General features: G+C 60.2%; 15 protein-coding genes. 2 read left to right on the top strand and 13 right to left on the bottom strand.

The genetic code is table 11. From position 1 onward, the window contains the following. Window positions 1-61 precede the first annotated feature (61 nt). Window positions 62-499 carry a Z-ring associated ZapG family protein gene (locus AC3ISG_RS04470; RefSeq protein ID WP_122535918.1) on the top strand — a complete coding sequence of 146 codons (438 nt, stop codon included), beginning with the start codon at window positions 62-64 and terminating at the stop codon, window positions 497-499. Window positions 500-639: 140 nt separating this feature from the next. On the opposite strand, the gene cysN is transcribed toward AC3ISG_RS04470, so the two are convergent. From cysN to AC3ISG_RS04455, 3 genes are all read right to left on the bottom strand, one after another. Further along, window positions 640-2,538, bottom strand: coding sequence for a sulfate adenylyltransferase subunit CysN (gene cysN / locus AC3ISG_RS04465; RefSeq protein WP_122622494.1), 1,899 nt, complete (start codon window positions 2,536-2,538; stop codon window positions 640-642). 124 nt (window positions 2,539-2,662) lie between these two features. After that, window positions 2,663-3,580 carry a sulfate adenylyltransferase subunit CysD gene (gene cysD, locus AC3ISG_RS04460; protein ID WP_122535916.1) on the bottom strand — a complete coding sequence of 306 codons (918 nt, stop codon included), beginning with the start codon at window positions 3,578-3,580 and terminating at the stop codon, window positions 2,663-2,665. 147 nt (window positions 3,581-3,727) lie between these two features. Then, window positions 3,728-4,486 carry a Nif3-like dinuclear metal center hexameric protein gene (locus AC3ISG_RS04455; protein ID WP_122535915.1) on the bottom strand — a complete coding sequence of 253 codons (759 nt, stop codon included), beginning with the start codon at window positions 4,484-4,486 and terminating at the stop codon, window positions 3,728-3,730. A 98-nt stretch (window positions 4,487-4,584) separates the two neighbouring features. Between AC3ISG_RS04455 and algW the strand changes: the two genes are divergently transcribed. After that, complete coding sequence (gene algW, locus AC3ISG_RS04450) at window positions 4,585-5,751, top strand: Do family serine endopeptidase AlgW (RefSeq protein ID WP_122535914.1); 1,167 nt, start codon at window positions 4,585-4,587, stop codon at window positions 5,749-5,751. Window positions 5,752-5,777: 26 nt separating this feature from the next. Here algW and hisC read toward each other — a convergent pair whose 3' ends face one another. The 10 genes from hisC to AC3ISG_RS04400 form a co-directional block, all read right to left on the bottom strand. After that, a complete protein-coding gene (hisC, locus tag AC3ISG_RS04445) occupies window positions 5,778-6,836 on the bottom strand; it encodes a histidinol-phosphate transaminase (protein WP_489298595.1) in 1,059 nt (352 codons plus the stop codon). Window positions 6,837-6,838: 2 nt separating this feature from the next. After that, the gene (gene hisD / locus AC3ISG_RS04440; RefSeq protein ID WP_489298594.1) at window positions 6,839-8,167 is read right to left on the bottom strand and encodes a histidinol dehydrogenase; all 1,329 of its coding nucleotides are present in this window, start codon (window positions 8,165-8,167) and stop codon (window positions 6,839-6,841) included. 156 nt (window positions 8,168-8,323) lie between these two features. Next, window positions 8,324-8,959 carry an ATP phosphoribosyltransferase gene (gene hisG / locus AC3ISG_RS04435; protein WP_065992096.1) on the bottom strand — a complete coding sequence of 212 codons (636 nt, stop codon included), beginning with the start codon at window positions 8,957-8,959 and terminating at the stop codon, window positions 8,324-8,326. 164 nt (window positions 8,960-9,123) lie between these two features. Then, window positions 9,124-10,389 (bottom strand): UDP-N-acetylglucosamine 1-carboxyvinyltransferase, encoded by a 1,266-nt coding sequence (gene murA / locus AC3ISG_RS04430; protein WP_122536135.1) that lies wholly within the window; start codon window positions 10,387-10,389, stop codon window positions 9,124-9,126. 23 nt (window positions 10,390-10,412) lie between these two features. After that, complete coding sequence (locus AC3ISG_RS04425) at window positions 10,413-10,652, bottom strand: BolA family protein (protein ID WP_065992095.1); 240 nt, start codon at window positions 10,650-10,652, stop codon at window positions 10,413-10,415. A 114-nt stretch (window positions 10,653-10,766) separates the two neighbouring features. Further along, window positions 10,767-11,072: an STAS domain-containing protein gene (locus AC3ISG_RS04420; protein WP_122535911.1), complete on the bottom strand. Its 306-nt coding sequence runs from the start codon at window positions 11,070-11,072 to the stop codon at window positions 10,767-10,769. Further along, window positions 11,069-11,722 carry an MlaC/ttg2D family ABC transporter substrate-binding protein gene (locus AC3ISG_RS04415; protein ID WP_122535910.1) on the bottom strand — a complete coding sequence of 218 codons (654 nt, stop codon included), beginning with the start codon at window positions 11,720-11,722 and terminating at the stop codon, window positions 11,069-11,071. Before AC3ISG_RS04415 ends, AC3ISG_RS04420 begins: the two co-directional genes overlap by 4 nt. Window positions 11,723-11,733: 11 nt before the next feature. Next, the gene (gene mlaD, locus AC3ISG_RS04410) at window positions 11,734-12,201 is read right to left on the bottom strand and encodes an outer membrane lipid asymmetry maintenance protein MlaD (protein WP_122535909.1); all 468 of its coding nucleotides are present in this window, start codon (window positions 12,199-12,201) and stop codon (window positions 11,734-11,736) included. Beyond that, entirely contained in the window at window positions 12,201-12,998 is a 798-nt protein-coding gene (gene mlaE, locus AC3ISG_RS04405; protein ID WP_122535908.1) for a lipid asymmetry maintenance ABC transporter permease subunit MlaE, read from the bottom strand. The genes mlaD and mlaE overlap by 1 nt, the downstream gene beginning before the upstream one ends. After that, window positions 12,998-13,807 (bottom strand): ATP-binding cassette domain-containing protein, encoded by an 810-nt coding sequence (locus tag AC3ISG_RS04400; protein WP_122535907.1) that lies wholly within the window; start codon window positions 13,805-13,807, stop codon window positions 12,998-13,000. Before AC3ISG_RS04400 ends, mlaE begins: the two co-directional genes overlap by 1 nt. Between the last annotated feature and the right edge of the window lie 253 nt (window positions 13,808-14,060).

The raw sequence follows: 14,060 nt of genomic DNA, 5'->3' as shown, positions 1-14,060 counted from the left end.
GCTATACAGCGCAGGTTCGAGCCGTTAACGTAAAGCAAAGCCGTTTATAGAGGAAGGACTCGTGGATTACTCGCTCTTAGTTTGGTTGCTGCCGACCATCGCCCTGGTGGTTGGTGTAATCATCGGTTTCTTCGTGGCGCGCGCGCTGCCCAATGCCGTGCCTAACGGGACTCAGCGCCAGCTGGATGACGTTCAGGAGCGTTTCGATACGTATCAGAACGAGGTGATCACCCACTTCAACAGCACGGCCAATCTGGTGCAGAAGCTGTCGCAAAGCTACCACGATGTTCAGGAGCATCTGGCCGAAGGCGCCAACCGTCTGGCCACCGACGACATCACCCGTCAACGACTGCTCGCCGCGCTGCACCCTGACGCGCTCCATCCACACCGCGACCGCCTGACGCCACCACGCACCGCCGCTGAACCGCCGAAGGACTACGCGCCCAAGTCGGCTGATTCCCCAGGCATGCTGGATGAGCATTACGGTTTGAAGAAGTAGCCAACACGTTTCACAGAAAGCCCGCCCCTGAGGTGATCAGGGGCGGGCTTTTTTGTGGCGAGTGGTTGGCCGTGATCCGCAATGGGCCGGAAACAAAAAACCCGCCATCGCTGGCGGGCTTCTTGTAGGGCAAGCGGTATTTAGATCACGCCACGGGTCCGCAGCAGATCCAGCACTTGCTTGACGCTTTCTTCGACATTCAGCGACTGCGTGTCGATGACCAGATCGGCGTCCAGCGGGACGTCATACGGGAAGGATTCACCCGGGATGTTGTCCTTGTCGGCGGCATAGAGCCCTTGCGGATCACGCTCGCGACAGACCTGTGGCGACGCCTGAACGTACACGGTGATCAATCGATCATCGCCGATCAGCGCCTTGGCATTCTGCCGACCGCCCGCGTCCGGCGCGACGAACGCCGCGAGGGTCAGCAGGCCCGCTTCGTTGAACTGACGGGCAACGTGGGCGGCACGACGCCAGTTCTCGGTGCGACCGGCGCGATCTTGCGGCAAGCCCTTGTTGACGTCGTGACGCAGATTCTGGCCATCAAGAACGAACACCCCACGGCCCATGTCGAAAAGCTTGCGCTCTACGGCATACGCCAGCGTGCTCTTGCCTGCACCCGACAGACCGCTGAACAGCACGGTCGCCGGCTTCTGGCCGAAGCGCTGAGCGCGCTCTTCTGCGGACACGTGGGCCGGCGCGCCGTGATGACTGCCGCCACCCGCAACCACCGGTTTGGCGATGATCATGCCGGCCGCCACGGTGCCGTTGGTCAAACGGTCGATGACGATGAACGCCCCCGTCGTGCGGTTGCTGTCGTAGCCGTCGAGGGCGATCGGCGCGTCCAGTGCGATCTTCACGCGACCGATTTCATTCAGCTGCAGCGAACTGGCAGGGCCTTCTTCCAGCGTGTTCACGTCAACACGGTGGGTGATGCTGGCAATCGAACCCGGCACGTAGGACGTGGCGCGTTTGATGTCGTATTTCTTGCCCGGCAGCATCGGCTCTTCGGCCATCCACACCAGCATGGCGTCGAAGGCGTCGGCCACCTGCGGGACGTTGTCGGCATGCACCAACAGGTCGCCACGGGAGATGTCGATCTCGTCTTCCATGGTCAGCGTCACGGCCTGACCCGGGCCCGCGTGCTCCAGCTCGCCTTCGAAGGTGACGATGGATTTCACGCGGCTGCTCTTGCCGGACGGCAGCACAACCACTTCATCGCCCTTGTGCACGATGCCGCTCGCCAGGGTGCCGGCGAAACCGCGGAAGTTCAGGTTAGGACGGTTGACGTACTGCACCGGGAAACGCAGGTCGGTGAAATTGCGGTCGTTGGCGATCTCGACGGTTTCGAGAATCTCCATCAGCGACTTGCCGGTGTACCACGGCGAACGCTCGCTGCGGTTGACCACGTTGTCGCCCTTGAGGGCTGACATCGGCACGAATTCCATGGTGGTCGGCTTCAGCGCAATGCGGTCGGCGAACGCCAAATAATCAGCCTTGATCTGCTCGAAGACTTTCTCGTCGAAGCCGTTGAGGTCCATCTTGTTGATGGCGACCACGATGTGCTTGATGCCCAGCAACGAGGCGATGTAGCTGTGGCGCTTGGTCTGGGTCTGCACGCCGTAGCGGGCGTCGACCAGAATGATCGCCAGGTCACAGGTGGACGCACCGGTGGCCATGTTGCGGGTGTACTGCTCATGGCCGGGGGTGTCGGCGATGATGAATTTGCGCTTGGCGGTGGAGAAGTAACGGTACGCGACATCGATGGTGATGCCCTGCTCGCGCTCGGCCTGCAGGCCGTCGACCAGCAGCGCCAGATCGACTTCATCGCCCGTGGTGCCGGATTTTTTCGAATCACGGGTGATGGCTTCCAAGTGATCTTCGTAGATCATCTTGGAGTCGTGCAGCAGACGCCCGATCAACGTGCTCTTGCCGTCGTCGACGTTGCCACAGGTCAGGAAGCGCAGCATTTCCTTGCGTTCGTGCTGGCCCAGATAGGCGAGGATGTCCTCGCTGATCAATTCAGATTGATGGCTCATTGGGTTCAAGCTCCAAGCTGTAAGCTTCAAGCGGCAAGCTCGTCGGCATACAGCTAGTCAAAATTCTTCCGGTTCAAGTGAGCTTCAGCTTTTCGGCTTGAAGCTTCCAACTTGCTGCTTGCCGCTAGAAGTAGCCTTGGCGCTTCTTCTCTTCCATCGAGCCGGCGCCATCGTGGTCGATGACCCGGCCCTGGCGCTCGGAAGTTCGCGTCAGGAGCATTTCCTGAATGATGTCGGTGAGGCTGGTGGCCTCGGACTCGACAGCGCCCGTCAACGGGTAGTCGCCCAATGTGCGGAAGCGGACCTTCTTCTTGACGATGCGCTTCTTGTCCTCGTCGGACAGGTGATTACGCAGGCGGTCGTCGTCGATCATGATCCAGGTGCCGTTCATCTCGATGACTTCGCGCTCGGCAGCGAAATACAGCGGGACGATCGGGATGCCTTCGAGGTAGATGTACTGCCAGATGTCCAGCTCGGTCCAGTTGGAGAGCGGGAACACGCGGATCGACTCGCCTTTGTTGACGTTGCCGTTGTAAACATTCCACAGCTCGGGACGCTGGTTTTTGGGGTCCCAGCGGTGCTTGGTGTCACGGAAGGAATACACGCGCTCCTTGGCGCGGGATTTCTCTTCGTCACGACGCGCGCCGCCGAACGCGGCATCGAAGCCGTGCTTGTCGAGGGCCTGTTTGAGGCCCTGGGTTTTCATGATATCGGTGTGCTTCGAGCTGCCGTGGGTCAGCGGGTTGATACCCTGCGCGACACCTTCCGGGTTCACGTGCACGATCAGGTCCAGGCCCATCTCCTCGACCATCTTGTCGCGGAAGCGGTACATCTCCTGGAATTTCCAGCGGGTGTCGACGTGCATCACCGGGAACGGCAGCTTGCCCGGAAAGAAGGCCTTGCGCGCCAGATGCAGCATCACGGCAGAGTCTTTACCGACGGAGTACAGCATCACCGGGTTATCAAACTCGGCAGCGACCTCGCGGATGATGTGGATGCTTTCCGCCTCCAGCTGTTTCAGATGCGTCAGTTTGTCGACCATGGTTACTCACGGGATAACGTACATGTATGGAGAGCCTGCGGGCTCTATCGAGCGAGGCACTTTATCATGGGGCCTGATTCTATTCAGCGCCGGGGATAGATCGAAACGATCTAACCATATAGCTCAGGCTTCGGACCTCCGAACTCGCTAGATCGGGTTCGGGCAGTCGATGAACAGATGCTCCAGGGCAAAGCGCCGCGCCAGATAATCGCCCAAGGCCTGCACACCATACCGCTCGGTGGCGTGATGGCCGGCGGCGATGAAGCTGATACCGTTTTCCCGCGCGCTGTGAAAGGTCTGCTCGGACGCCTCGCCGCTCAAATACAGGTCCACGCCGGCCAGCACGGCTTGATCGATGTAGCCCTGCCCGCCGCCGGTGCACCAGCCGACCCGGCGAATCATGCCATCGCCCTCAATCAGCAGCGGCTCGCGCCCCAACGCACTCTGCACACGACGGGCGAAGTCCCGCGGTGTCATGGCCTCGCTGAGTGAGCCGACCAACCCGACGATGCGCGGATTGTCCGGGTCCAGCGGCCCTTCAACGGTGATCTCCAACTGCTGGGCCAATTGAACGTTATTGCCCACGTCGGCATGAAGGTCGAGGGGCAAGTGATAGGACAGCAGGCTGATGTCGTGCTTGAGCAGCGTCTTCAGCCGGCGCTGTTTCATGCCGGTGATGCAGGGATTCTCGCCCTTCCAGAAATAGCCGTGATGAACCAGCACCAGATCGGCATTGGCCTCCACCGCCGCGTCCAGCAGCGCCTGACTGGCGGTGACGCCGGAGACGATTCGGCTGACCTGCGGCCGACCCTCGACCTGCAGGCCGTTGGGGCAATAATCCTGAATCCGCGCGCTCCCGAGATAACGGTCCGCTTCTTCAACCAGGGTGCTCAAGGCAACCGCCATAAAAGTCTCCTAAATATGCAGTCCAGACCGTGTCGGTCCTCGTATAATGCCGGCCATTATGGCGCAGCTAGGCGCTTCTACCTTCAGGACTCCGCTCAATGTTTAAAGCGCTGCGTTTTCTCGGCTGGCCCTTGCTCGCTGGTGTGCTTATCGCTTTATTGATTATCCAGCGCTACCCCGAGTGGGTCGGGCTTCCAAGCCAGGACGTGAACCTGCAACAAGCGCCGCAGCAGACCTTCGTGCAACAAGGCCCGGTGTCGTACGCGGACGCCGTCAGCAGCGCCGCCCCCGCCGTGGCCAATCTGTACACGACCAAGATGGTCAATAACAACAATAAACCCAACCATCCGCTGTTCGACGACCCGCAGTTCCGTCGTTTCTTCGGCGACAACCTGCCTAAACAAAAGCGCATGCAGTCGAGCCTGGGATCGGCCGTGATCATGAGCCCGGAAGGCTACCTGCTGACCAACAACCACGTGACCTCTGGTGCGGACCAGATTGTCGTGGCGCTCAAGGATGGCCGCGAGACGATTGCCAAAGTCGTCGGCAGCGACCCCGAGACCGACCTTGCGGTCCTGAAGATCGATCTGAAGAACCTGCCCTCCATTACCCTCGGCCGTTCTGATGCCATCCGCATCGGCGACGTTGCATTGGCCATCGGTAACCCGTTCGGCGTTGGCCAGACCGTGACCATGGGCATCATCAGTGCCACCGGACGCAACCAACTGGGCCTCAATACCTACGAAGATTTCATTCAGACCGACGCGGCGATCAACCCGGGTAACTCGGGCGGCGCGCTGGTGGACGCCAACGGCAACCTGACAGGGATCAACACGGCGATCTTTTCCAAGTCCGGCGGCTCCCAAGGCATCGGTTTTGCGATCCCGACCAAGTTGGCCCTGGAGGTGATGAAGTCGATCATCGAGCACGGTCAGGTGATTCGCGGCTGGTTGGGCATCGAGGTACAGCCGCTGACCGAGGAGCTGTCTGAATCGTTCGGGCTTAAGGATCGTCCGGGCATCGTGGTCGCCGGGATTTTTCGCGACGGCCCGGCGCAGAAGGCAGGCTTGCAACTGGGTGACGTGATCTTGAGCATCAACGGCGAGCCGGCAGGTGATGGCCGTCGTTCAATGAATCAGGTGGCCCGCACCAAGCCGACTGACAAGATCGCCATTGAGGTCATGCGCAACGGCAAGGAACTGAAACTGAACGCCGAGGTGGGCGTGCGCCCACCGCAGACAACGGCGCCTGCGGCAGAGAATTGATCGGTTGCCGTTAGGCAACCGTCAACTCAGTTCGACAAATCCCCCAACGCATCCACTAGCGCCTGGTTCTGTTCAGGCGTGCCGATGGTGATGCGCAGGAACTGCGCGATGCGCGCCTGCTTGAAGTGGCGCACGATCACACCCTGCTCGCGCACCTTTGCCGCCAGACCGGCCGCGTCATGCTGAGGGTGGCGGGCGAAAATGAAGTTCGCCGCCGAGGGCAGTACTTCAAAGCCCTTGCCCTCCAACTGCTCGACAAGCGCTTCACGGCTGGCAATGACGCGCTGGCAGGTGTGCTCGAAATACTCACAGTCATCGAATGCCGCTGCTGCGCCGACAATGGCCATTCGGTCCAGGGGATACGAGTTGAAGCTGTTCTTGACCCGTTCCAGCGCTTCGATCAGGTCCGGATGCCCCACCGCAAGGCCCACCCGCAGCCCGGCGAGTGAGCGCGATTTGGACAGCGTTTGAGTGACCAGCAGGTTCGGGTAGCGATCCACCAGACTGATCGCGGTCTCGCCGCCGAAGTCGATATACGCTTCGTCGACGATCACCACTGAATCCGGGCTGTTTTTGAGGATTTGCTCAACGGCATCGAGGGCCAACAGGCAGCCGGTGGGTGCGTTGGGGTTCGGGAAAATGATCCCGCCATTGGGGCGAGCGTAATCTTCGACGCGAATCTGAAACTGCTCGTCCAGCGGCACGGCTTGGTAATCGACGCCATACAGGCCGCAGTACACCGGATAGAAGCTGTAGCTGATGTCCGGAAACAGCAGCGGCTTATCCTGCCGGAAAAACGCGTTATAAGCGTGGGCCAGTACTTCGTCCGAACCGTTGCCGAGGAACACGCGACTGGCGTCTACGCCGTAATAACGCGCCACCGCCTGCTTCAGCAGATCGCTGTTTGGGTCGGGGTATAGACGCAGTTCGTCACTGATTGCAGCACGCATGGCATCGATCGCCTTGGGCGACGGGCCATAGGGGTTTTCATTGGTGTTGAGCTTCACCAGCTTGGTCAGCTTGGGCTGCTCGCCCGGCACATACGGCACCAGGTCGTTGACGAAGGGACTCCAGAATTTGCTCATGTTCAGTTGCCCTCTTGTTCGGTGTCGACGATGCGGTATTCGGCGCTGCGGGCGTGGGCGGTCAATGACTCGCCACGTGCCAGCACCGAGGCCGTTTTGCCCAGCTCGGACGCGCCCTGCTCCGAGCAGAAAATGATCGATGAGCGTTTCTGGAAATCGTACACGCCCAAGGGCGATGAGAACCGCGCGGTGCCCGATGTTGGCAGCACATGGTTGGGACCGGCGCAGTAGTCACCCAGCGCTTCGGACGTGTGGCGGCCCATGAAGACCGCGCCGGCGTGGCGAATCTGCGGCAGCCAGGCCTCAGGATCTGCCACCGACAACTCCAGGTGCTCCGGCGCAATCCGGTTGGCGACTTCAATGGCCTGAGTCATGTCGGCGACTTTGATCAAGGCGCCGCGGCCATTGATCGAGGTCTGAATGATTTCCGCGCGCTCCATCGTCGGCATCAATCTGGCGATGCTGGCCGCGACGCGATCAAGGAATTCCGCATCCGGGCTGACCAAAATCGCCTGGGCGTCTTCATCGTGCTCGGCCTGGGAGAACAGGTCCATGGCGATCCAGTCCGGATCGGTCTGGCCGTCGCACACCACCAGAATCTCCGACGGGCCGGCGATCATGTCGATGCCCACCTGACCAAAGACGTGACGCTTGGCAGTGGCCACATAGATGTTGCCCGGGCCCACAACCTTGTCCACTTTCGGGACGCTTTCAGTGCCATACGCCAGCGCCGCAACTGCCTGCGCGCCGCCGATGGTGAACACGCGATCGACGCCGGCGATGCAGGCCGCCGCCAGTACCAGCTCGTTGAGCTCACCGCGCGGGGTTGGTACGACCATGACCACCTCGCCCACGCCGGCGACTTTGGCCGGAATGGCGTTCATCAACACCGAAGACGGGTAAGACGCTTTACCGCCCGGGACGTAAAGCCCGGCGCGATCCAGCGGAGTGACCTTCTGGCCGAGCACGGTGCCGTCAGCTTCGGTGTAGCTCCAGGAATCCTGCTTCTGCCGCTCGTGGTAACTGCGCACACGGTCAGCTGCTTTCTCGAGGGCCTGGCGCTGGGCGGGCGTGATGCGGGTCAGTGCCAGCTCCAGACGCTCGCGCGGCAGGATCAGGTCCGCCATCGACGCGACGTCCAGGCCGTCGAAACGGCGGGTGTACTCCACCAGCGCCGCATCGCCGCGCTCACGCACGTTCTTGATGATGTCCAGCACACGCTCATTGACCGAGTCGTCAGACACACTTTCCCAGCTCAGCAGATGATCCAGATGACGGGCAAAGTCCGGATCGGCAGCGTTGAGTCGGCGAATAGCGTTGGGAGTGGTCATAGCGTGGGCCTCAATGATGGCGATTTCTCAGGTGGCGATTTCAGTTGCAAGGATAGGCAGATGCCTAAGCTAGCAAGCCATCCGCGCGGGCACCTGAGAAATTTGGCTATGACACGGATAGCTGGGCGTGATCCCGTTGAGGGTCACGCGAAACAGTCAACCGCGGTGTCGCGACTCCACGGCAGTGCGCAGGGTGTCGATCAGCGACTGAATGCGGGCGTGCTGCATTTTCATGGATGCCTTATTCACTACCAGACGCGAACTGATGTGGGCAATCATGTCCTGGGGTTCGAGACCGTTGGCACGCAGCGTGTTGCCGGTGTCGACGACGTCGATGATCTTGTCGGCCAGACCCACCAGCGGCGCGAGCTCCATGGAGCCATACAGCTTGATGATGTCGACCTGACGGCCCTGTTCGGCGTAGTAGCGCTTGGCAACATTGACGAACTTGGTTGCAACGCGCAGCCGACCCTTGGGTTCGACGGCGCCAACTGCGCCTGCGGTCATCAGCTTGCACTGGGCGATTTGCAGGTCAAGCGGCTCATACAGCCCCTGACCCCCGTACTCCATCAGCACGTCCTTGCCTGCGACGCCGAGATCCGCAGCGCCATGCTCGACATAGGTCGGCACGTCGGTGGCCCGCACAATCAGCAAGCGCACGTCGGCCTGGGTCGTGGGGATGATCAGCTTGCGGCTCTTGTCCGGATTCTCGGTCGGCACGATGCCCGCAGCAGCGAGCAGCGGCAAAGTGTCGTCGAGGATACGGCCCTTGGACAGTGCGATGGTCAACATGGGAAACGTCAGTCCTTATCAGCAGCGCGTGCCGGGTCGCGACTGGCGCCCGGCAACCTCCGGCTCAAGGAGCCGGAGTGAAACGAATCAGAAAGTCTTGGCGCGATGGCCAGACACGTCGCCCGCGTCGATGACATTGACCCGGGCGAACGCGCAGCAGCTGACTAGCCCGGAACGCGACGGATCTTCGCGCCCAGCATCTGCAGTTTTTCTTCGATGCACTCGTAACCACGGTCGATGTGGTAGATACGGTCGATCAGCGTGTCGCCTTCGGCAACCAGCGCCGAAATGACCAGGCTTGCCGAAGCACGCAGGTCGGTCGCCATGACTGGCGCGCCCTTGAGCTTGGTGCAGCCGGTGACGATCGCGGTGTTGCCTTCGACCTGAATCTGCGCGCCCATGCGGTGCATTTCATACACGTGCATGAAGCGGTTTTCGAAGATGGTCTCGATGACCGCACCGGTGCCTTCGGCGATGGCGTTCAGCGAGATGAACTGCGCCTGCATGTCGGTCGGGAAGGCCGGGTACGGCGCAGTGCGCACGTTGACCGCTTTCGGACGTTTGCCGTGCATGTTCAGCTCGATCCAATCCTTGCCGGTGGTGATCTCGGCGCCGGATTCACGAAGCTTCTCGAGTACGGCTTCGAGAATCGTCGGGTCGGTGTCCTTGAGTTTCACACGGCCGCCGGTTGCCGCCGCCGCCACCAGATAGGTGCCGGTTTCGATACGGTCGGGCATGACGCGATAGGTCGCCGAACCCAGGCGTTTGACGCCATCGATGGTGATGGTGTCGGTGCCGGCGCCAGAGACTTTACCGCCCATGGCGTTGATGAAGTTCGCCAGATCGACGACTTCAGGCTCACGGGCGGCGTTTTGCAGGACGCTGCGGCCGTTGGCCAGTGCAGCAGCCATCATGATGTTCTCGGTACCGGTCACGCTGACGGTGTCGAAGAAGAAGTTCGCGCCACGCAGGCCGCCTTCCGGCGCCTTGGCCTTGATGTAGCCGCCTTCGACGTCGATGACCGCGCCCATGGCTTCCAGACCACGGATGTGCAGATCGACCGGACGTGAACCAATGGCGCAACCGCCAGGCAGCGCCACTTCGGCTTCACCGAAACGGGCAACCATCGGGCCCAGCACGAGGATCGACGCACGCATGGTTTTCACCAGCTCGTACGGAGCGACCAGGGTCTTGATGGTGCGCGGGTCGATTTCGACGCTGAGCTTCTCGTCGATGATCGGCTCGATGCCCATGCGACCGAACAGCTCGATCATGGTAGTGATGTCGTGCAGGTGCGGCAGGTTGGCGACGGTCACAGGACCATCAGCCAGCAGCGTGGCTGCGAGAATCGGCAGGGCAGAGTTTTTCGCCCCGGAGATGCGGATTTCGCCGTCAAGACGAATGCCGCCAGTAATAATCAGTTTATCCATTGGAATCTCGACGCCGTGTTGGCTCAGGTGCGCTCGGCCCATGCAGCGCGGCTGAAAAATTTCATGGTGACCGCGTGGATGCTGCCATCGGCGATCCATGGGTTCAAATGCGTGTAGATCTGCTGCTGGCGCTTGACCGGGCTCAGTGCGGCCAGTTCATCGCTGATTACGTTCAGCTGGAAATTGCAGCCTTCGCCCTCAACTTCGACCTGGATATCTGGCAACTTAGCTTCCAGGAAGCTTTTAACTTCTACGGCCTGCATGCTTAACCTCTATCGGCGCCCTACGCGCGCGGGTCGGCCATCATACAAAAAAGCCCTCTCGTTGCGAACCCTACTTTGCAGGGGCCGGACGAGGGGCTTGATCGATGAAAGCAATTAGTGATGCTGCAACAGCTCGGTCAGCTCAGAGACTTTGGCGATTTCCTGCATGTCTTCAGGCAACGCGCGGACGGTGACTGACTTGCCCGCGGCCTGCGCATCACGCATGAACGCAAGAAGCAAAGCCAGGCCGACACTGCTGGACTTTTCGACGCCGGAGCAATCCAGTGTCAGGGTCGCTGCGGTATTTGACTTGATCAGCGCCGCACCCTGCTCACGCAAGGCCGGGCCGGTCCGATAGTCGATCACGCCGGAGAGCATCAGCTCTCCGGCGCCAGCGGCAATGACAGACGCTTGACTCATTTGACGACCTTGTCGCTGGAGGCTTCGGAGGTCTCCTTGGCCTTGGCGACTTCGCCAGCCCAACCGTCAATGGTTTTGTCCAGGTTGTTACCGTTGCGCTGCATGGCGTCAGCGAACTGATCGCGGAACAGCTTGCCGATGTTGATGCCGTTGATGATCACGTTCCGCACCTTCCATTCACCGCCGAGTTTCACGAGGGTGTAGGAAACAGGGTAGACCGCGCCGTTGTTGCCCTTCACGGACATGTCAACGGACGTGCGATCAGCCGCTTCCTGCTTGGCCGGAGAAACCGTGATGCCCTGATTGTTGTACTCGAGCAGCGCGTTGCCATAGAACTGGATCAGGCTGCGCTTGAAGTTATCCTGGAAGCGTTGCATCTGCGCCGGGGTGGCGTTGCGCGAATACTTCACGGTCATGATGCTTTTGGAGATGCCGTCAGCGTCGATGACAGGGCCAACGATGCCGTTAAGGGCATCGTAAAAGGCTTGGGGATTGGACTTGTAGGTTTCCTTGTTGGCGGACAGATCGGCCAACAATTGTTTGGTGGTGCGATCAACAAGATCGTGAGCGGAATCGGACGCTGCTGCGTTAGCGAACAAAGGCAGGGCGGCCAGTAGCACCAGAAGGCCACGGCGCAGAATCGAGATCATGAAAAAACTCCTCATTTGGCGTCTTTGCCCACTGAATTGAGCAGGAATTTACCGATCAGGTCTTCGAGTACCAACGAGGACTGGGTGTCATGGATGACGCCGCCGTCTTTCAACAGCTGGTCATCGCCACCGACACTGATGCCGACGTATTTTTCACCCAGCAGGCCTGCGGTCAGGATAGAAGCGGTGGAGTCCGAAGGCAGGTTGTTGACCCGCTTGTCCACTTCCATCGTCACACGACCGGTGAAGGTATCGTGATCCAGATCGATTGCAGTGACCTTGCCGATGGTCACACCGGCCATGGTCACTTTCGCTCTGACAGTCAAACCGGCGATATTGTCGAAATTTGCATAAAGTTTATAACTGTCGTTGGTGGCGCTGGCGCTCAGACCGCTGACGCGCAGGGCGAGCAGGAGCAAAGCCAGGATCCCGGCCAGCAGAAACAGGCCTACACCGGTTTCGAGGGTGCGGTTTTGCATCAGAAGTCTCCAAACATCAAGGCGGTCATAATAAAATCCAGGCCCAGTACGGCCAACGAGGCGTAGACCACGGTCTTGGTCGTGGCGCGACTGATCCCTTCGGACGTGGGCTCGCAGTCGTAGCCCTGGAACACGGCAATCCAGGTGACGACAAAAGCGAACACGACGCTCTTGATGACACCGTTGAGTACATCATCGGAAAACGAAACGCTGTTCTGCATGTTGGCCCAGAAGGAGCCTTCGTAGACGCCCAGCCAGTCGACCGCCACCCACGAACCACCCCAAATGCCCACCACACTGAAAATCAGTGCCAGTACCGGCAGTGAGATGAAGCCGGCCCACAGACGCGGCGCAACGATGTATTTGAGCGGGTCAACGCCGATCATCTCAAGGCTGGACAGCTGCTCGGTGGATTTCATGTTGCCGATTTCAGCGGTCAGAGCAGAGCCTGCACGACCGGCGAACAATAGAGCAGTAACGACCGGCCCTAATTCACGCAGCAGCGTCAGGGCAACCATCTGCCCCACAGCCTGTTCAGAGCCATACTTGGCAAGAATGCTGAAGCCTTGCAACGCCAGTACCATGCCGATGAACACGCCGGACACGACAATGATGGCCAGGGACATGACGCCCACAGAGTGCAGCTGACGAACCAGCAGCTGAAAACCGCCGCCGATTCCGCCGCGCCCAAGCAACGCATGAACCAGAAAAATCCCTGAACGACCCAGCACTGCAACTATATCGATCGCCGAACGCCCCATCAGGCGTACGCGATCCATTAAAGACTTTCTGCGCATCAGCGCTTCCCCAAAAGATCGTCGCGATAATCCGGCGCCGGATAATGGAAAGGCACCGGCCCGTCGGGATCACCCGTCATGAACTGACGTATACGAGGGTTATCCGACTCCATCAGTTCCTGCGGCGTGCCCTGCCCCAGCACCTGACCGTCACCAACGACATAGAGGTAGTCGGCGATGCTGGCGGTCTCGGCGAGGTCGTGGGACACCACAATACTGGTGATGCCCAGCGCATCATTGAGCAGCCGGATCAAACGAACCAGCACGCCCATGGCGATCGGGTCCTGGCCGACGAAGGGTTCGTCATACATGAGGATCTGGGGGTCCAGCGCGATGGCACGCGCCAGCGCAACACGGCGCTTCATGCCACCCGACAATTCGTCGGGCATCAGGTCGACGGCGCCACGAAGCCCGACCGCCTGCAGTTTCAGCAGGACGATGTCGCGGATCATGTCTTCAGGCAGCTTGGTGTGAACCCGCAGCGGGAACGCCACGTTTTCGAAAACGTCGAGGTCGGTGAACAGCGCGCCGCTCTGAAAGAGCACGCCCATTTGCTTGCGCGCATCGAAAAGATCGCTGCGCGAAAGCTTCGGCAAGTTCTGGCCATTGACCCAGACTTCACCTGCGCTCGGACGCAGTTGTGCGCCCATCAATCGCAGCAGGGTGGTTTTACCACTGCCCGACGGCCCCATGATGCCGGTGACTTTGCCCCGGGGGATGCGGATGTCCACATTATTGAAGATGCTGCGCGCACCGCGCTTGAAGGAAACGCCCTTCAGCTCGACCGCGTAGGCGTTATCGGCACTCATCTAAACTCCTTGCGATGCAACCTGTCTCTCAGATGCCGCGTTCTTGACGAACGACACACTTTTGGAGGGGCCGAACAAGCGGCGGACTATACCACCGCTGTCGCACGCCGCCCAAGCTCCAACGTGTCAAGTCGCAAACAAAGAAGGGTATTAAGGACGGTGTGGAATTTTCTTATCCTTCGTCAGCCTTTATCACGCAGTTGCTGAAGGACGTGTCCCTTCATTAAACAAACAGCACCGATGAAGCGTGAGG

The sequence above is a fragment of the Pseudomonas sp. GL_135 genome (assembly GCF_057834665.1).
The sequence above is the reverse complement of the archived record's forward strand: the minus strand, read 5'-3'. Positions and strand labels throughout refer to the sequence as shown.